Below are 19,071 nucleotides of genomic sequence, written 5' to 3' on the forward strand. Positions count from 1 at the left end.
AGGATCCATCAATAGTATCAGGTACCGAAAAAGTTTAAAAGTGATGTAGTAAAGGTGGAAGTAACTGGTGGGGCAGGCTATATTGGTTCTCATACAGTAAGATACTTCATAAATCAAAAAGAAGATGTGGTGGTTGTCGATAACTTACAGAGCGGTCAGGAAGCAAGGGGACGGTTCTCCTGCTTCTTTTTCTTTACCGCCCAAGGACAGGTTATAAGATTTGTTTCTCTGTGCAGGGCAGTGATGGTGAAAGATATTGATGAGAGTCAACATCTATTGTGCTGACTCTCAATCTCTAATAAAACTACTATGTAACTTACTTTATTTTAGTGTACAATCTCTACTTATCTGTGATAGTAAATCGTTATAAGCTGCAAGAGCACATTCTTTTTGGTTTTTGTGGTAGCCAACTCCAGTAAAGCATTCATACTTTTGATAGGTAGTCATCGCAAATCCAACATAATCATTGCTTCGATTAAAAACTTCAATAATAATGGTAAATCCTCTTTTAATATGAATATCAAAAACCTCGAGTTCAACACATTTCCTTATTGATCTGATTTTCATAAAGATACCTCCATGCTTAATTTTGTTTCGAGTCAATTTAATCTTATTCCTTGTGAATAAGAGCAATTTTACTCAGCGTAATGGTATCAATAATCAGTATGAATATTTTTATAGATTTCAAGTAACGGTGCCTGACCCCACATACGTTTAAGTGTTAAAGGATAGATCGTTTGCTGCCTATCGATTCGGTCTACCAGTCGAGTGTGTTGGGAATGGATGATATAAGGGTAGCAACTTATAAAGAGGAGATGGTTGAATGGACGGGAGGGGGAAGAAGGGTCCTGTTATTTATGAATTTCGAATAACTCTACGTGAAGTGGAGCCATCTATATATAGGATTTTTCGTGTTTCAGACCGAATTACCTTAAAGAAGCTGCACAAAATAATTCAAAATTGTGATGGGCTGAGAGGGTTACCATCTTTACGAGTTTAAATATGGCCCTTTGAAATATTGCATTCCGGATGATGAATATTTTATTCCGGGGATTTATCTTCAGGATGCCTCGAAGGTGAAGTTGAGCTCCCTAAACCTTGAGCCAAAGGGATGTTCTTATATACAACTATGACTTTGGCGATGATTGGAGCCACCTTGTAGAAGTGCAGCATTCTTATTATTCTCAGGGAGGAAAAGTGATTCCGGAGTGTCTGAAAGGTGAAAGGGCATGCCCGCCGGAGAATGTCGGAGGTGTGCATGGCTATCAGCATTTCCTTGATGTCATTTCGGACCCTAGTAATGAAGAGAAATACCGGTGCCTGACCCCACGCGCGTTAAAGTGTTAAAGGACCTGTTGCTGCCTATTGATTTGGTTTTACCAGTCGAGTGTGTTGTTGGAGAAGGTGTGAGGGGTATGCTGTCCGGTGCAGATAAAATTTAGTTTAAGGGGAAATAAGAGAGGCAAAGAAAAAATTTGATCTGCTCATTTTGCCTTTCTTATTATTATTGCTTGGGGTATTTACTAGTTTTTTTAAAACTTATTTCACCTAAGGTAAAAGAGTTCCTTATCTTAAAGCAAATCCACTTAGAACAAGGTAATAAAAATATGCTTTATGAAATCAGCAAAAGAGAATATCTTTTTGGCATCTATAGCTATTAACCCTAGAAGGAGTGCCGCAACGGCAACGATTAGGTTCGTTTGGGAAATTTTGGCGATATTCTTGTCCAGAGTTCTTCCTCCCATTGTATCGATAATATGCTGCCACAGCTTTACTAATTGATCTTCCGATAATTCTGTTGTCTCATTTTTCATTTTTCTTTTATCTTTAATTTCATATAAACAAGATTGATAGATAGCATTTATCATAGCCTTAGAGAAATCGTCACTGACTTTTTCTTTAGAAGTAATAATAGTTGACGGTATACTTATTCTAATATTATATTTTTTTCCAAATGGCATAATGGCACTTGGTTCGCTAATATCAAAAGTCATTGTAGTTGTATCATTAGAAAACACAGCATCTTCTTTACTGAATCTAAGAAACTGGCGATTCCTTAGAAATATTAATTGATAGGTATCACAATGCTTAAAATCATAGACTTTATTTGGATTAATAATACTATTTGTAATGATATTTTTTGAATAATCATTGAACACTTTTCTTATTTTCCTTAAATCAATATCAATTCGTTTTCCTGTTAATTGAAAACGAAAGATAAGCCGATGATGATAATAGCCCATAGAGGCGGAGGTTATTTTTGTAAGTGGGATCTTCGTTTGAATCTCACTTATATCTAATTGATACATTTTCCATCTGCTGTTTGGTTGTATATTTTTTAGTTTTAATCCATCTGTGCTATTAATATTTTCATTGATTTTATTTAATTCCCTATCGTTGAATACTTTATTCTTTTTGTCCTCGTCTTTAAATGTAAATAATCCAAGGATATAAACTTCAGCTTTCATCTCTTGCTTCCTTCCTCAACATTTCTTATTTCAATATTTTACCATGATTTTAATGTATCTATATTAAAAATTAATAAGTGTTTGAAAAGAATGGTATGATTAAAATAACAAATGTGGATTGGGTTGTATAAACTCATTAGACTAGGAAGGCAGATAAAATGAAATATAAAATGATTGTATTCGACCTGGATGGAACTCTTGCTGAAGCCGGTAAAGGGATTGAAAGACATGTTGCGAATCAAATTAAAGATCTAGAGGAAATGGGCTACACCATTGTTTTTAACTCAGGAAAAAATGCTGCATACCTTTCTGGGTTCGCAAGGGGAATAGGTATCAGTAGACCCATAGTCATCGGTGAAAATGGGAGTATCCTCTTATATCCATTTGAAAATAGAGAAATTCAGCTTGTTGAAAGAGGAGACATACTAGATGAAATCAAGGAAAAGGTCTTTGAAACCTTCACTGATAAAGTCTGGCTCCAACCCAATCAAGTAGCCTTAACATTCTTTCCTAAAAACAGAGAACACATCACAGAGTTATCTGAGTTTATGAGTGACTTAGTCAATCAACACGAAGATGGTTATGTGATGTACACTCATATAGATGCTATTGATATCATCCCGAAAAACGTACATAAAGGAGTCTCTATGCTAGAGCTTTTTCGTCAAGAAAAAATAACAAAAGATGAAGTTATTGCTGTTGGTGACTCCACTAACGACATACCGATGCTTACAGAAGCAGGCCTATCCATTATAATTGGTAACAAACTTAAACTAGAGGGTGCAAAGCAATTTGATACGATTGAAGAGGCGCTAGAGTTTATTAAGCGTCAGGGACTGTCCCTGGGCAGATTGTAAGATTTGTTTTTCTGTGCTTAATATTTAGGTTTAGTTGTATTAGTTTTCTTATAGATATTATCGATATGGATACGAAAACCGAGCTTTCAATCAGCTCGGTTTTCTGGAAATCAGGTGCCTGACCCCACATACGAAGGAAATTGGGATATCAAATTACAGGATCAACAAAAGAAAAAAGGTGGAAAATACTTGAGGTTGCAGTAAGGCAACTAGGTTTACAAAAGGTAGTATATACTATTGCTAAAAATGTAAAACTGAGAAAAGCCAAAAGAATGGAGAAAAGAAATTTAGGTATGCCATTGGAATCCCTTTTGGAATCCCGGGTGCCTGACCCCACATGCGTTAAAGTGTTAAAGGATAGGTGGTTTGCTGCCTATTGATTTGGTTTTACCAGTCGGGTGTGTTGGGAATGGATGGTATAATGGTTGCATCTTATAAAGAGGGGATGGTTGAATGGACAGGAGGGAGAGAACGGGTCCTGTTATTTATGAATTTCGAATTACTCTGCGCGAATTGGAGCCATCGATATATAGGGATTTCCGTGTTTCAGACCGAATCACCTTGAAGAAGCTTCACAAAATCATTCAAATTGTCATGGGCTGGGAGGGTTATCATCTCTACGAGTTTAAATTTGGCCATTTTAGATATAGCATTCCGGATGATGAATATTTTATTCCGGGGATTTATCTTCAGGATGCCTCGAAGGTGAAGTTGAGTTCCCTAAACCTTGAGCCAAAGGATGTTCTTATATACAACTATGACTTTGGCGATGACTGGAGCCACCTTTTAGAAGTGCAGCATTCTTATTATTCTCAGGGAGGAAAAGTGATTCCAGAGTGTCTGAAAGGTGAAAAAGCTTGCCCGCCGGAGGATGTCGGAAGTGTGCATGGCTATCAGCATTTCCTTGATGTCATTTCGGACCCTAGTAATGAAGAGTATGAGCACTTGCTTGCATGGAGTGGGGGAAACTTCAATCCTCATTTTTTTGATTTGGATGAGGTAAACAGGAAGTTAGGCAAATTAAGGTGATGGATCCGGAAGCGGTCTTTGCCCATTTTTTGCAAGCTTAAGCTAACAGTTACCCGGCGCTGAATAATGAATGGCTGGAACGAATAAACAGGTGCTCCGTTTATCAAAAACAGTGTTAATCGCTAGCTTGGTTGTCGCTGAGCTGGTTTTTTTGTTGGGGACCTTGACGAATGGGGTAGGGAGGTTTATTATTTAATTATAGAACATATGTTCTTCGTTATTTTTGAAGTAAAGGAGGTTTTTTGTATGCCGAGGCAGCCTCGGGTTTGGTATCCGGGTGCGACGTATCATATTGTTGCCAGAGGAAATAGGCGTTCGGTGATATTTACAGATCATCTGGATTACCAAGTGTACTTGGCTATTTTGGAAGATGTCCGTAACATGATGCCTTTTGTTTTACACTCTTACTGCTTAATGACCAACCACCTTCACCTTCAGCTTCAGCTCGAAACTGCTCATCATCATATCCAATATATCATGAAAGAAATGCACTCCCGCTATGCTGTTTATCTGAATCAGCGCTTGAAGATGGATGGCCACGTTTTTCAGGGCCGTTATGGAGCGAAGTTAATTGAAACAGATGCCTACTTTTTAGAAGCAAGCCGGTATATACATAGGAACCCCCTGGAAGCTAAAATGGTCGTAAACTTGGCCGATTATCAGTGGAGCAGCTATGCCTCCTATGTAGATCCTCTTCAGTTTAATCCTCATGTAAACCACAATAAAACATTATCCTATTTCCCTGAACCCGTTGAAATGAAATATAAAACATTTATAGAAAAAACCCTGAATAAAAATGAGGAGGGTCAAATATGTCTGCCAGAGTAACCAGTATTGGATTGAAAGGGATGGAGGGCTATCTTGTCTATGCTGAAGTGAAGGCCATGGTCGGCGTCGATTCGATTGTGATTGTTGGGCTGCCGGATGCAGCAGTGAAAGAATCAAAGGAACGGATTGCGGCTGCCTTTCATTCATTAGGATATTCACTATCAAGTAAAAAGATTATTATTCATTTGTCGCCCGCCGAAATGAAGAAGAATGGTCCGATGTTTGACTTAGCGATGGCGATTAGCGTGTTAATAAGTCTTAAGGAACTAAAGATGGCCATTCCGGAACATATTGGTTTCATAGGGGCTCTTTCATTAGATGGCAGAGTGCAGCCGGTGGAGGGAATGCTTCCTGCCGTACTGGCTGCAAAAAAGCTGGGTTTAAAAAGACTGTATATGCCCTTTGATGAAAGATTGCCTGTTCTGGACTTTAAGGAAATGGATATAATCTACATATCTACATTGGAAGAGGTAATCAAGCATCTCAAGGGGCAGGAGATCACTTCGCTGTTTTCAAAGCCAAAAGAATTAGAAACAGGCACCAATTTTACTGACTTTCAGCAGATTATTGGCCATTCCTATGCTAAATTCGCTTTAGAAATAGCGGCTGCAGGGGAACTTCATATCTTTATGAGCGGCCCGCCAGGCTGCGGGAAAAGCCTTTTGTCAGAAAGCTTTCCATCCATTATGCCCCCTCTATCAAACGAAGCACAGCTTGAATGATCAGTCTATACCAGCTGAGTGGAAGCTCATGGACCCATACAAATACACCTCCTTTTCGCAGTCTCCACCATTCCGCATCAGGTGTATCAATTATCGGAGACGGTCAGTTTCCTAAACCTGGAGAAATTTCATTGGCTCATCGGGGAGTGCTGTTCCTTGATGAAATAGCAGAGTTTACGAAAAAGACGCTCGATATGCTCCGTCAGCCTTTAGAGAGCGGGATCGTCAGCATCAGCCGGACTCAGGCAACCATTACTTATCCAGCTTCATTTATTTTAATCGGGGCAATGAACCCTTGTCCTTGCGGATATGCTGGCAGCAATACCCATTATTGTACTTGTAGTCCTAAGCAGATTATAGTCTATCAAAATAAACTTTCGGGTCCCCTAAGAGACCGGTTTGATATTAATCTATCATTGCGGCCTGTGGATCTGAAATCTGATAAATCCAGTAAGGAAGAACCCTCGTCCAGCATAAGAGTGCGAGTAGAAGAGGCGAGAAAAAGGCAATATGATCGGTACGGAAAGGAAATATCCAATGGCAGAGTGTCCTATCATACCTTGTTACAAACAAGCCCCTTAACACCATACCAAGAGCGGACACTCCAGCAGTTCTCCGTTAAAAAAAACTGGAGCAACCGCACTCAAATCAAAATAATCCGTCTAGCCCGAACAATCTCAGATCTTCAGGGCAGCGATGGGATAACTGATCAAAGTATCTGGGAAGCTGTGAAATTGAACAACATAAAAGAGATAAAGAAGGTATCTGGAAACAAGGTTTATGCGCATATACCGGGAAACAATTAATATGAATTTTTTAGAATACATCAAGTCGTTTTATGTTTTAGAAAAAAGTGATGAGTTGGGAGTTATTGTAATATGACGTCAGCGGAAGAAAGAATTATTATGGGAGTGCTGACGGGGCTTGTAAGTATGTTTTGGGCCGGAAAAGGGTGCCTGCGACTCCTTTTCAAATTTGGCACTCCAGTGCTGCAGATTGTCCCTTGAACGTCTTGGAAAGGTACCCTTTTTTCACTACTCATTATAGTTCCATACAATTTGGCACTTACCTTTATTGTTAATTACATAAACTTCTTGTTCAAAGCTGAACTTCCCATATTTACCTTTATAAGTTTGGGTAACTTTAAACTTATAGGCTTTTTTAAAAGAGGGTGTATCCTTATCCATTTGCCAATCCTCTACTTCACCGATCTCTTTAATGTTATATTCAAAGGACTCAGTTCCGAAATGTCCTATAAAGACATGGGCCCGGTCTTGCAGGTAGGTTGTTTTATTCCACTTCTCTTTCATTAAGGGGTGGAATAAATCCCACGATTCTGCAAAGTTGCCTTCTTGTTCATAAGAATAAAACTCATCAACCATTTCCTTCGCCAACTTCTCTGGAGAGTCGAATATCCTAATAAATAAAAAAGAAAAAAATAAAACCATAATAATCGTGATCACTATAAGAGGTGTTCTTTTTTTAGAACGCATTTTAACTCCTTTGATTAGTTTAATTAATCAAAGGTATGAAGCTTGACCGATATTTATGATTGTAGCGTGAATATATTAAGGTTGCTGGAACCTTCTATATGATGAAAAAAATCAAAATAACTCTTTAAACGTATCTTACCCACTTTGCTGTACTCCGTTTTAAAGAAAGAAATTGTAATTTTGTTAGCTGAATGAAACCTTGATGAATTTCGTAGTTCATTCCCTTTTTCATCATCATATGTTATGGGGAAAATGACCTATTACCAATTAAAGTGAACTAATGCTGAATAAACTATCAGGTAATTTGAAAAATAGAGGAATGTAAAAGGTAAGATAAAGTTTATATTTATAAGTAAATTAATCCAGCCACTAGCTTAACCCACCCAATAATGGACATCCATAAAGGAATGCTGAATAAAACGCCCCAAAACATTCCAATAAAAAAACCATAATCATTTTGCTCCATAATGATACTCCTTTAGGGATTCTTTGTTGGTAACCATTATGGACAGCAAAGGGTCAGAGCAAACATGTTTTTATAAATAAGAAGATATGGACTAATGTGGATTTATCAGCTTAATAGGCTCCATATGTTCATTGTGTTATAATAAATTACCAAATGGGATTTTTATACAGTACTATGTTTATAGAAAGGGTGAGTAAACACGTGAAAAGCAAAAAAGGGCTTATTGTGGGCGGAACTGTTATGATCCTCCTTGCTATTGCCATTTTTCAGATCAATAATAAAGCCCTTAGTATAAATTCTGTAATCTCAAGGGATACAGGGCTAACAGCTAAGTCAAAGGATCCTCAAAAAATAGAAGAGTTGGAGAAGGAGACCAAAAATACACAAAATCCTGAACAGGAATTTGATCAAACTGAAGGCGCACAGCCTCTTGAAAAGGATGAGAACCCGGAAGAAGATTCACCTATAGAAGCTGGAGAGACCAGTAAAGGAACAGAGCCTGCCCAAGGTGATTCTCGAAATATAATTGCACACGAAGCTGTTTCTTCTAAGGAAGATAGGACTCAGGAGAAACAAAAGGCCACACCTGAGAAAAAAAGCAGCACAAGAGGCTTGCATTTCTCTTCGCGGGAGGAGGCTATTCAATTCGGGTTGAGCCGCTTTTCTTCCGAAGAGATTGCCATCTACAACAAAGCGGCTAAAAATGGATTGACTCCCGAACAAGAAACAATGGCAATACAGCTTGCCTATTCACGTTTTTCGGCGGAAGAGATCGCTGCGATTGAAGCGGCGTTAAAGAAATAAAACAAAATTTGTTCCCTCCTTATATTTAACTTCAAAACTATAAAGGGATTTGAATAGTGAGATTCGGGTATTCGCATTTAATATTGGGGAGCTTATATACGAAATGTAATCAAGAGTTATTTTTTGACGTCTCTAAAGGAATATATCTAAAGACCTATTGAAGTTAGGTTAACATTTTCTAATAATGGATATATAAATCATAAATCGCGCGATAATGGCAAACTTATTGAAAGGTAAGGACGCAAAGCTATAGGGGCTAAGGTTACTGCTACGCCAGCCAGTTTTCGAACAAACACCTCCTGCGATTTATGAAAGATCTGGGGGAATCATTATGAGAAAATTTATCCAGCGACTAAAGTATCATTGGCATGTTTTTCATCATCGGCAAATCGAGATAACTCTGAATGACTGTATCTGTAATGAATTAAGAAAAAGATTGGAATCTAAACTGGATAAGCATCGCATTAAAGCATTGTACTGTAAGATAGATTGAAAGAGGCGCCGTTAATTTGGTGTCTTTTTTGTTTTTAGGAAGTGAAGGTAGTATCTGGATAGATACTGTTGCAGTAAACTTAGCGGGATATGCAGACGTTTTTTCTGAAATAATCTCTCGTGTGAATATTTCTTGGATTGTAAGACGAAAGGAACTTACTTTAGAAATTCTTTAGTGTGTTAAAAACTTTAGCGCTGTGAAGCCTTAAGAAACTTATGTAAATCGCTTTTAGTGCCTGTATACTAAAACAAGTCCCGTCATAAATTAAATATTTTTTAAACTAATAATAGGGTGATCCACTTAAACCTATAAATTAGAATTCTATTATTTACAGGTTTTATTAAGGTTTTCTTTGGAAATAAAGTAGTAAACAGTTTATTGGAAAACTAAAATAAAGAACTGATATATACCGAATAATTAGAGTAAACAGGTTCGGAACAAATTGGAATTGAATGTTCCTGATGAATCATGTAAGATAATAAATGGTAATATTTGAAAAAGATGGTGGTTATTACTTTGATATCAACAATGAAAACACTTCCGCTCAGGGTGTTAAAAGGTGAGCAGAGTAGTATTTTATCGTTTGAAATGGTTCAGGAGACAGAGGAACTATATGATTGGTGTATAAAACAGGTAACTCTTTTTCATAAAGATTTGGAGACCAGGATTTATCCAATGGCAAAACTTGATGAACAATTATATTTTGAGGCATTGTATGCAGATTGCATAGAATTATATAAAGAAGAATTTAGAGATTTTATTATGACACTTATAAGCTCGTTATCCAATAGCTCTCTTCAACCAAAACTAATAGCTGAATTGAAAAAAAGCCGTCTATTTTGGGAGGAAAAGTGGCTCTATTTACTTAAGGATATGGCTTCGGTTGAAGAAGCAGTAAATCTATTTCAATGGTTAGTGGAATTTCCATATTTACTTGATAAACAACTAAGTAAAGCTAGAATTATCTCAAACTGATAATTTTGATACAGACATTTATGATAGTCTATTTTAAATTTGCATTATAATTAGGAGTAAACTCGTATGGAAAGCAATGGATTTTTAGAAAATGATTTTAATGTTCTATTGAAGGAAGCTTGTGAAAAGGGTGAAAATGATTCAGAGATAACCGTGGAGGAAATGGTAAAAGACATCACAAATAAACTTAGATACATTGTGAAAGAGACTTGATTGACCTTGAAGATTAAAAATAAAATCATGCTATTTATCCCCCTAATCCTCTGGGCATTACTCATCTTTTATTTCTCATCTCAAACATATAAAGAACAAGATATCACTCATATCATAGACAGGTATTCCCGTATAATCAATTGGAATGAGATTTTTGGCTGGGTTCACTTTAGCTATCATGGTTCAGAAATAAGCATCGAAAACAAAGGAGTTGCTCATTTCATTGAATTCTTTATTAGAAAAGCTGCCCATTTTATTATTTTTTTCGTATTAGGATTTTTGACTATTAGAATATGGACTAAATTTACTTCCAGACGCCTTATATCTTTTATTGGGACTCTGGTTTTTGTTGTTATGTATGCCCTGTTGGATGAGGTGCACCAAAAATTCACTGGTGGGAGAACGCCGTTATTAGCTGATGTATGGTTGGATTCAGTCGGAGGAATTTTTGGGGTAATTGCATATTATGTTGTTAGTTTTTATCGAAAAAGGAGAAGAAAATAATAAGCCTTTTATCTTCGTGAAAGATAGAAGGCTTATTTTTGCATTTTCATTAGAATCCTTGTACTTGGCTGATGATTCTGCTTGTCCGCTCATCTTTTTTCGCTTGATACTCTCTTTTAAATACCTGCGCTTCATTTAAACTGTAGCCATTCTTTTCAAGATCGGATTGAAGCTGTTGAAACAGGATGTTGAAGGATCGGTCAGCACTGCTTTGCATTTCAATAGCGGTCCCCTGATACTTGGCAGCAACTTCTGTTTTGGAAAGTTTTTTGCTTACATAGTCAGCTTTAGCCTGTACCACTAATTGATCTATTTTGCTTGTTTCCTGAGCTTCTAATTCACCAAACAATGAGCGATAAGAACCTTTTACTTCTTCCAATGTTTTCTTTTGTACAGGCTTAGAAGTTGGAGAAACAGCGCTTGCAGAACCCACTTGTGTTTTGCTGCTTGCATTTTGTTCTGGAAGATTACTAGTATTGTTGCCGGAGTTTGAAATCATTGTATTCCCGGACTTCCCACTGTTTGTGCTCCCTGGGTTTGAAATTTTAGTGTCTTTTGATTGTGTTTGGTTGTTTGCTGAAGAATCTTTGACATCTCCGATAGTTTGGGAGCCACCCGTAGTTGAATTAGGCGAAACGTTGGTTGGTGCACTTTCGCTTTTACTTGCACTGGGGTTTCCAACAGACTTTTCAATTTCCGCAATTCTTTCCTTGTTTTCCGGCTTTTCCATTGTTTCTTTCGCTTTTGAAGTTGTCTCCGTAACCTGATTATTCCAATACTTATTTCCTAAAACAGCTGCAACGATAATTACCAACAAAGATGCTATTATATAATATGGTTTCATTTCAAGTCCTTTCCGAGAATTACAGTTTTTTCTATCTTAACATTTTTTCAAAAAGGCGTCATCTAACAATATAGGTATCCTAGTAGTCTCAAAGTCTTAATTTTTTTGTGATATTCTCTACGTAGACTATTATACTTAACAGAAATTGTTATTTGCGTATTGAATAATTAGTACAAAAGGTTTATTATTGATTTATTGTTTTTCTCTGGAATAAATATACATTATATGGTTTAATTAGTAGGATTTAAGGTATTAAGATAGTATACATAACTTTAAGAGGTGAATTAGGAATGAAAAAGTATCCATTTAGCAACAAAGCAGTAAAAGCTATGTTAGTAGCTTCATTAGCAATTTCTCCTGTAGTGAGCACAGGCTTGGTAATTAAGCCGACTAATGCAGAAGCCACTGTTCAGCAGTCCTATTCTAATTTCCATACCTTGTCAGATAGACTGGAAGTGGTTTTCAGAAATCTATCTGTGGCTGATCGAGCTGCCTTACAATCTTTTTACGAAGTGGTGACTGATGAAGAATTAGAAAGCCTCTTTGATAAAATTGATGCAACAGGTCCGGCTTCGAGTGCTGAGAAGGAAGAATTTGTTCAAGATATCAATGAGCTTCTGTTTGCGGGGGCTACATTTAATGGAGTACAGGAAAAATTAGCGGCATTTGACGCGAAATACACTGACCAGAAAGTTCAAGAATTCCTAGGGCAAGGGATTACCAAACAAGGATTGTTAAATTTCATTGCTGCTGTAGAATACAATTTCTTCAATAGTATTTCAGCGGATGCTAATTTAACGGTTTATTATTTAACACTATTGACTTCATTGGAAGCAGTAGGAAGCCAAGATGCCTATTCTTCAGTATATGGGGCTATCAAAGATAGTACTCAAATCACAATTGAAAATAGGGAAGCAATTCTTTCTCAAATCTCCAGTTATCAGTCTCACTTTAATGGAGAAGTGCGTACAGCAATTAATAATATTGTTACAGCTATTAAAAATGCTGGAACTGGCGGCGGAGGAGGCGGCGGCGGAGTAGTAACTCCACCAGTAACACCACCAACAACTCCTGAAGCAGGTGACGTTGTTGCCAATCCTGGAAGCATTGCACAAAACCCAGCTGCTGTTGTTGATGCAATCAAGAACGCAACTAACTTTGATGCATTAGTAATTGCTGCTACTGGAAATTCTGCAGTTGTAGAACTTCCTCAATCTATCCTTCAAGCTGTAGCTGATAAAAATTCTTCAGCCGTGATTGAAGTAAAGAATGACAAAGGCTCTTATGAACTGCCTGTAAGTGAGATTAAACTTGCTGACCTGGCAAAAGAACTAGGTGTAGACGCTAAGGATGTCAAGATCAGTATTACTGTTGCAGTAACAACTGATTCTGCAAATGTACTTGGACAAAATAATCTTAAATCTGTTGCTCCAATCCTTGATTTCGAAGTTACTGCTAAAGGTCCGGATGGAAAAACTGTTTCTGTTGTGAAGACGAAGTTCAGCGGATATGTTGACCGTACAATTGTTGGGGATGCTGCTTTCAATGCAAATCAATCAACAGGTGTTCGCTTGAATGCCGATGGTACGTTTGCTTCTTTACCAACTTTCTTTGACGGTAAAAATGCTGTAATCAAGTCTCAAACAAACTCTAAATATACTGTTGTCCAAAACAGCAAAACCTTTAAAGACGTTGATAACGGTAAGAACTGGGCTGAGGCTTCTATTGAAAAGCTAGCTTCCAAGTATGTAATTAGCGGTAAAACTGCTGATTCTTATGCTCCAAACGACTTCATGACTCGCGGTGAGTTTGCTGCTCTTATTTCCCGCAGCCTTGGTTTGGTTGCAACTGATGCTAAAGCTGTTAAATTCAGTGACGTTTCTACTAATCAAGCATTGAACAAGAATGGTGAAATTGCAGCTGCTGTTGAAGCGAAAATCATCTTTGGTAAGAAAGATGGCAAATTCCACCCATCTGAAAAGATCACTCGTGCGGAAGCAGCTATGATGATTTCCCGTGCTATGGATTATGCGAAAGCTTCTGATAAAGATCTTGATAAGTCTAAAAAGCTAGCGGCTCTTAAAGATCTCAAGAAAATTGGAACTACTTCACGTTCAAGTGTTGAAAAAGTTCTTCAAGCTGGAATCATGAGCGGTTACTCAAATGGAAACTTTGGTCCGAATGACAACACTAAACGTGACCAAATGGCTACAATTCTTGATAAGTTACTTCAATTTATCAAGTTCTCTAACTAAACTCTATTAAGATAAGGCTGACTCAGGTGGGTAACTCCTGGGGCAGCCTTTTATTTTTAGATACAGCTGCTCGAATAAAAATTAAATGTCACATAATTGTAATTGGTAATATTTACATTAAAAATTAAGAGAATGGTCCCGTGTTTTTGGCTGGTGAGTAGGTTTCTAATCATCGATTATTATCTAAATATATTAATATATATTAAAAAAACAAAGTTTAATAGAGATTAATAGTATTTTAGAATAATAAATAGTGCACATTGATGATATGTTTTTCTCCCTTGTTTCTGCATAACTAGCCAAAAAGCTCCATTTTCTCTCCCTAATTTTATGTTAAACTGGAACCAATTGAAAAAGGGAGGAAACAAAAGGGAAATGAGAGTAATAAAAATGCTTCTTTGCTTTGTGTTGATAGCAGGGGTTTTGGTGCAGCTGGGGAATACAAAGGTGGAAGCAGCTACTTCTTTCTATGATGTGAAGTTAGACCACCGTGCCTATGATGAAATCATGTATCTGGCCCAGGGGAAAATTGCAAATGGTACTCTATCAGGCTATTACTATCCGAATAAAGTGGTAACTCGTGCAGAAGCCACTGCCATGATAGGAAGAGCACTGCAGTTAAACGGAACACAAAGAAAGACACAGTTTAAAGACGTTGGAATCAATCACTTTGCCTCTGGATATATTCAATCCGCTGTAGCAAGAAAGATTATTAGCGGCTATGTTGATAACTCGTTTAAGCCAAATAACACAGTAACGCGCAGCGAAATGGCTGTAATGATTTGTAAAGCTTTTGGTTACTCATTTGGCAATAGCCAGTCCGGAGCTGCCCAGGCGCTGTTATCAAGAGGGATAGCGCAATATCTTGCTGATGGAACTTTTGGTTCGAATATTAAAATGAACCGGGCAGACACAGCGGAATTTCTTGCAAGAGCTATCAATTACAAGCTAAGAACAAAACCGGAAGTAAATTTTGACAAGGAAATTAATATTGCAACAGATACATTGCAAGTCCGTACAGGCCCATCCACATATTATAATTCAGTGGGATCCCTAAACAGAGGAGAAAAAGCTTCCTTTGCCTATAGTGTAGGCAGCTGGATTTATATTAAAACATCTTCAGTTGAGGGCTTTGTCCACAGCGCGTATGTAACATCTGATAGTACCCTGCCTGGGACATCTCCGCTTAGTTTAAAGACAATCGTGATTGATCCGGGGCATGGGGGAACTGATCCGGGGGCCATTGGCTATGGGCTATACGAAAAGAACGTAGTTTTGGATACATCACTGCGTTTAAAGAAGCTTTTGGTGCAAACGCCGTTTAATATTAAACTTACAAGAGAAACAGATAGAAAGATTGAATTAGGAGACCGGGTAGCCTTTGCAAAGCAAAACAAGGCGGATATCTTCATCAGTGTCCATGCAAATGCAGCAGGTGGGAGTGCTGATGGTACAGAGACATTCTACTATCGCACGGCATCTACCAATCCGTACACTTCTGATAGTCTTCTCCTTGCCCAGAGCATCCAGAAGCGGTTGGTTGCTGCATGGGGGACAGATGACCGAGGAGTTAAGCATGGCAACTTTTATGTAATCCGTGAAAACAGCATGCCAGCTATCCTGACAGAGCTAGGCTTCATTGACAATAAGAGTGACAATGCAAAACTTGCCTCACCTTCTTATAGACAGCTTGCGGCTGAAGCCATCTATCAGGGTATTTTGGATTATTATAAAGCTAAGGGCTACAATGTAAACAGCTTATACAATATAGTAGATTAGAAAACTTATTTAGAGGAGTCTTGTACAAGGCTCCTTTTTATCTATTAAAGACGAGGGAAAACGATGAAGAAGAATTTATTCACAGCCTTGCTTTTAACACTCGAAATCTTTTTGATGCCTAACCCTTCATTGGCTGAAGAAACTACTGCTTCTGAAAACATGGAACGGGTGAATATCTTATTTAACAAAGAAATTGATCAGCAGCTTTTGAAGGATTTGAATGCGTCCATTATTAATGAGTATGATTCAATTGGAGCGGCAACGGTTGAGATTTCAGACAAAAATCTTCTTGTCCTGGAAATGGCCGGAACAGTCAGGGAAGTAACCAAAGATAGGCCGGTAAAGGCAGAAGCTCAAACAGTACCTTGGTCACATGAAAAACTTAATTTAAAAAGCAAGCAGCCATCTACGCTGTCAGGTAAAGGAGTAAAAATTGCTGTTATTGACTCAGGGATTGATTTTACCCATCCTGATTTAAAAATTGCAGGAGGAAAATGTGTGCTCGATACTGCCGATGATCCATTCGCCTGCAGTAATTCCTATAAGGATGATAACGGGCATGGTACCCATGTTGCTGGTATCATCGGCGCGCAAAATAATAGTATCGGTGTTGTGGGTATCGCTCCTAACGCGATGATATACGGTGTAAAAGCGCTTGATTATTCAGGGCTTGGAACAACCTCAACCATTTTGGCTGCTATGGATTGGTGCATCCAGAATAAGATGGATATCATTAATTTAAGCTTGTCCCTCCCGGTTGAGGACTTGGCTATGAAAGCCATGATTGACCAGGCGTATAACCAGGGGATATTGATCGTGGCCGCGGCAGGCAATGAAGGCCATACGGCAGAAAGCGATCAAACAGTACAGTATCCAGCGAAATTTTCCAATGTTATAGGGGTTTCAGCAACTGATAAATATAATCAAGTTATCCAAAATTCTTCTATTGGATCCGAGATTGAATTTGCGGCACCTGGAAATGCCATTGTAAGTACAACCCCCGTAAACATCGATAATGATGGCTATGGAGCTCTAACGGGAACTTCAATGGCAGCCCCGCATGTAACCGCAATGGCTGCTCTCTATATGGAAAAGTATCCATCCTTAACCAACAAGCAAATTCGGCAGAAGCTGCAGCAAAATGTTCTCGACCTTGGTGAGCCTTCCCGTGATCCGCTTTATGGATTTGGACTGATACAGGCGGATACGGCTTCCATGATGCAGGCACCTGAAACGAAAGCTTCATTTATCGTTGGTGAGAAAGGGAAGATAAGCCTTACCATAACAGCATTGCCGGAGGAATCTGCAGGCTATAACCTGTATCGGAATAATCGGCTGATTATCAGCAACGGCAGCGGCAAAGTGATAGAAGACTTTGGGGTAAAGGGTAATGTCGAATATTTGCTCGTTCCTCTTGTAAATGGAGAAGAAATAGTCGATCAATCATATAATCTATCGGTCAGTCTGCAAAGCCCGCTTATTCCTGACTTGAATAACGATTTATGGTACACCCGAAATATGATATATCTATACAGCAAAGGAATTATAAACGGATATCTGAACGGTGAGGTTCGCCCCAATAAGCTTGTTACAAGAGCGGAAGCGGTTGCCATGCTTGGCAGCTCCCTTGGCTACAGCCCTGTAAAAAGAATCACTAAGTTTACAGATGTAGCATCCGACAGCTTTGCTTCCGGCTATATCCAAACCGCATATGAACAAGGAATCCTAAATGGTTTTCCGGATGGAACTTTTAAACCGAATTCCCCGGTAACCCGAGTCGAAATGGCCATCCTGCTTTCAAAGGCATATAGCCTGCCGGCTGCAGACGGACCAGCCTACTCGGATGTAACATCAAATGTCACGGGATATGAAGCGATTTATAAAATAGCGGGAGCTCACATCACGCAGGCTTATGCTGACGGAACCTTCCGTCCGTATGAACCAATGAGCAGATCGACATATTCAGTGTTTTTGTCGAAGGTGCATAATCCGCAGTTAAAATAAGTATCTTTTTATACACTCACCTTTTTATGATGCAAAAGTCTTGAATACCAAACCCTATAATTTATTAGAACCCTGCCAGGAAAATTCGAGGCAGGGCTTTTTATTGAAAATATTAGTCCTAGTGGACAACTTTTCTATATACCCCATTTTATAAAAAATATTCCAATGTAATGAAAATGTAATATTAGTGTAATATCCATGTGCCCTTTCCCTGGTAAAATACCCATAGAAAAACAAAATCGATAATTTTATACAACGGTTATCGGGAAAATCTGGGGTGGAATACTTGAAGAGACGTATCAGTCAGCTGTTGATTGCCTGCCTATTGTTTGCCTTTTTGCCTATTGTCCATGCCAATGCCTCTACAAATGACAGAATAATAGATGTTGCAAAGAAATACATAGGAGTTCCTTATGTAATGGGCGGCAATACGCCAAGCGGGTTTGACTGTTCAGGTTATCTTGTATATGTGTTCAAGCAATTTGGCATTAGCTTGCCAAGAACCGCCGCAGAGCAATATAAAGCTGGTACTAAGGTTGAGAAAAGCAATCTTCAGCCAGGAGACCTAGTGTTTTTTTCAAACACGTATAAGCCAGGTATTTCCCATTCGGGGATTTACGTTGGGAACAATTCATTTATTAGCGCAACCTCCAGCAAAGGAATCGCTATCGTTTCCTTGAGCAATTCTTACTGGGGCCCGAAATATACAGGGGCAAAACGTTTGGTTACTGCAGGGGAATACAGTGACATCCCACAGAGCCACTTTGCCTATGAAGCTGTTAAGCAATTAAGTACTCAGGATATCATTCAGGGATTTGAAGACCAGACCTTTAGACCGGCAAGTTCGGTTACAAGAGGACAAGCCGCTGCCATTATTAACAGGGTTTTAAAGCAGACACCGGCAGACACAAGCTCTTATAAAGATGTTCCGTCTTCAGCAAGATTTGCCATAGATATTGCAGCGATTAAGGAACTGGGCATCATCAATGGATTTCCTGACGGAACCTTCCGCCCGGAAAGCACGATGACAAGAGCACAGATGGCTGTCATTGTTCAAAATGCCTTTAAACTAAATGAAAAGAATGTAGCAACTGCCGAAAGCGTCTATTCAGATGTTCCATCAACCTACTGGGCATATAATGCAATCGTTATGATGAACAAAATTGATAGAACAGCAGGATTTAAAACAGAAACTTACCGTATTGCGGACTCCGCAACCAGGGCAGATTTCTCCGCTGCAATCTATAATGCGATAAATGTCAAATAAGATGTGTAATACAAAGGAATAAGAATAAATTGCGAGAATGCTATCTGTGAGGTAGCATTCTCTTTTTTTT

General features: G+C 38.4%; 20 protein-coding genes, 1 pseudogene and 1 riboswitch. Of the genes and pseudogenes, 17 read left to right on the plus strand and 4 right to left on the minus strand.

Annotation, left to right across the window (positions count from 1 at the left end):
• Positions 1 to 54 precede the first annotated feature (54 nt).
• Positions 55 to 165 (plus strand): annotated as a pseudogene (locus CVD28_RS28670) (NAD-dependent epimerase/dehydratase family protein); the annotation flags it as partial.
• A 156-nt stretch (positions 166 to 321) separates the two neighbouring features.
• On the opposite strand, the gene CVD28_RS08880 reads toward CVD28_RS28670, so the two are convergent.
• Complete coding sequence (locus CVD28_RS08880) at positions 322 to 567, minus strand: hypothetical protein (RefSeq protein ID WP_101592021.1); 246 nt, start codon at positions 565 to 567, stop codon at positions 322 to 324.
• Positions 568 to 823: 256 nt separating this feature from the next.
• Between CVD28_RS08880 and CVD28_RS29240 the strand changes: the two genes are divergently transcribed.
• Positions 824 to 1,000, plus strand: a complete 177-nt coding sequence (locus CVD28_RS29240; RefSeq protein ID WP_101592022.1) for an IS1096 element passenger TnpR family protein — start codon at positions 824 to 826, stop codon at positions 998 to 1,000.
• Positions 1,001 to 1,098: 98 nt separating this feature from the next.
• Positions 1,099 to 1,347, plus strand: a complete 249-nt coding sequence (locus CVD28_RS08890; protein ID WP_101592023.1) for a plasmid pRiA4b ORF-3 family protein — start codon at positions 1,099 to 1,101, stop codon at positions 1,345 to 1,347.
• Positions 1,348 to 1,586: 239 nt separating this feature from the next.
• Here the strand turns inward: CVD28_RS08890 and CVD28_RS08895 are convergent, their stop codons facing one another.
• Positions 1,587 to 2,468: a hypothetical protein gene (locus CVD28_RS08895; RefSeq protein ID WP_101592024.1), complete on the minus strand. Its 882-nt coding sequence runs from the start codon at positions 2,466 to 2,468 to the stop codon at positions 1,587 to 1,589.
• Positions 2,469 to 2,626: 158 nt separating this feature from the next.
• On the opposite strand from CVD28_RS08895, the gene CVD28_RS08900 reads away from it, so the two are divergent.
• From CVD28_RS08900 to CVD28_RS28675, 6 genes are all read left to right on the plus strand, one after another.
• Positions 2,627 to 3,325: an HAD family hydrolase gene (locus tag CVD28_RS08900; RefSeq protein ID WP_101592025.1), complete on the plus strand. Its 699-nt coding sequence runs from the start codon at positions 2,627 to 2,629 to the stop codon at positions 3,323 to 3,325.
• Between the two features lie 453 nt (positions 3,326 to 3,778).
• Complete coding sequence (locus CVD28_RS08910) at positions 3,779 to 4,354, plus strand: plasmid pRiA4b ORF-3 family protein (RefSeq protein WP_101592027.1); 576 nt, start codon at positions 3,779 to 3,781, stop codon at positions 4,352 to 4,354.
• Between the two features lie 246 nt (positions 4,355 to 4,600).
• Positions 4,601 to 5,182: a transposase gene (locus CVD28_RS08915; RefSeq protein ID WP_101592028.1), complete on the plus strand. Its 582-nt coding sequence runs from the start codon at positions 4,601 to 4,603 to the stop codon at positions 5,180 to 5,182.
• Positions 5,167 to 5,904 (plus strand): magnesium chelatase domain-containing protein, encoded by a 738-nt coding sequence (locus tag CVD28_RS29055; RefSeq protein ID WP_308315070.1) that lies wholly within the window; start codon positions 5,167 to 5,169, stop codon positions 5,902 to 5,904. The genes CVD28_RS08915 and CVD28_RS29055 overlap by 16 nt, the downstream gene beginning before the upstream one ends.
• Positions 5,901 to 6,710 (plus strand): ATP-binding protein, encoded by an 810-nt coding sequence (locus CVD28_RS29060; protein ID WP_308315071.1) that lies wholly within the window; start codon positions 5,901 to 5,903, stop codon positions 6,708 to 6,710. Before CVD28_RS29055 ends, CVD28_RS29060 begins: the two co-directional genes overlap by 4 nt.
• 72 nt (positions 6,711 to 6,782) lie before the next feature.
• Entirely contained in the window at positions 6,783 to 6,911 is a 129-nt protein-coding gene (locus tag CVD28_RS28675) for a hypothetical protein (RefSeq protein ID WP_257985808.1), read from the plus strand.
• A gap of 27 nt (positions 6,912 to 6,938) precedes the next feature.
• On the opposite strand, the gene CVD28_RS08925 is transcribed toward CVD28_RS28675, so the two are convergent.
• Entirely contained in the window at positions 6,939 to 7,397 is a 459-nt protein-coding gene (locus tag CVD28_RS08925; RefSeq protein WP_101592029.1) for a hypothetical protein, read from the minus strand.
• A 667-nt stretch (positions 7,398 to 8,064) separates the two neighbouring features.
• Here CVD28_RS08925 and CVD28_RS08930 point away from each other — a divergent pair.
• From CVD28_RS08930 to CVD28_RS08940, 4 genes are all read left to right on the plus strand, one after another.
• Complete coding sequence (locus CVD28_RS08930; protein WP_101592030.1) at positions 8,065 to 8,667, plus strand: hypothetical protein; 603 nt, start codon at positions 8,065 to 8,067, stop codon at positions 8,665 to 8,667.
• 206 nt (positions 8,668 to 8,873) lie between these two features.
• A riboswitch (cyclic di-GMP riboswitch) is annotated at positions 8,874 to 8,956 on the plus strand.
• A 720-nt stretch (positions 8,957 to 9,676) separates the two neighbouring features.
• Entirely contained in the window at positions 9,677 to 10,135 is a 459-nt protein-coding gene (locus CVD28_RS08935) for a hypothetical protein (protein ID WP_101592031.1), read from the plus strand.
• A 66-nt stretch (positions 10,136 to 10,201) separates the two neighbouring features.
• Complete coding sequence (locus CVD28_RS27995) at positions 10,202 to 10,348, plus strand: hypothetical protein (RefSeq protein ID WP_180954084.1); 147 nt, start codon at positions 10,202 to 10,204, stop codon at positions 10,346 to 10,348.
• Positions 10,349 to 10,354: 6 nt separating this feature from the next.
• A complete protein-coding gene (locus CVD28_RS08940; RefSeq protein ID WP_142384749.1) occupies positions 10,355 to 10,852 on the plus strand; it encodes a VanZ family protein in 498 nt (165 codons plus the stop codon).
• A gap of 49 nt (positions 10,853 to 10,901) precedes the next feature.
• Here CVD28_RS08940 and CVD28_RS08945 read toward each other — a convergent pair whose 3' ends face one another.
• Positions 10,902 to 11,696, minus strand: coding sequence for a hypothetical protein (locus CVD28_RS08945; protein WP_101592033.1), 795 nt, complete (start codon positions 11,694 to 11,696; stop codon positions 10,902 to 10,904).
• A gap of 290 nt (positions 11,697 to 11,986) precedes the next feature.
• Here CVD28_RS08945 and CVD28_RS08950 point away from each other — a divergent pair, with 290 nt between their 5' ends.
• From CVD28_RS08950 to CVD28_RS08965, 4 genes are all read left to right on the plus strand, one after another.
• A complete protein-coding gene (locus CVD28_RS08950; RefSeq protein ID WP_101592034.1) occupies positions 11,987 to 13,951 on the plus strand; it encodes an S-layer homology domain-containing protein in 1,965 nt (654 codons plus the stop codon).
• 375 nt (positions 13,952 to 14,326) lie between these two features.
• On the plus strand, positions 14,327 to 15,730 hold the full coding sequence (locus tag CVD28_RS08955) for an N-acetylmuramoyl-L-alanine amidase (protein WP_101592035.1): 1,404 nt from the start codon (positions 14,327 to 14,329) through the stop codon (positions 15,728 to 15,730).
• Positions 15,731 to 15,793: 63 nt separating this feature from the next.
• A complete protein-coding gene (locus CVD28_RS08960; RefSeq protein WP_101592036.1) occupies positions 15,794 to 17,734 on the plus strand; it encodes a S8 family peptidase in 1,941 nt (646 codons plus the stop codon).
• Between the two features lie 277 nt (positions 17,735 to 18,011).
• Positions 18,012 to 19,001, plus strand: coding sequence for a C40 family peptidase (locus CVD28_RS08965; RefSeq protein WP_257985809.1), 990 nt, complete (start codon positions 18,012 to 18,014; stop codon positions 18,999 to 19,001).
• Positions 19,002 to 19,071 lie beyond the last annotated feature (70 nt).

Source organism: Bacillus sp. M6-12, assembly GCF_002860285.1.
GTDB lineage: Bacteria > Bacillota > Bacilli > Bacillales > DSM-1321 > Peribacillus.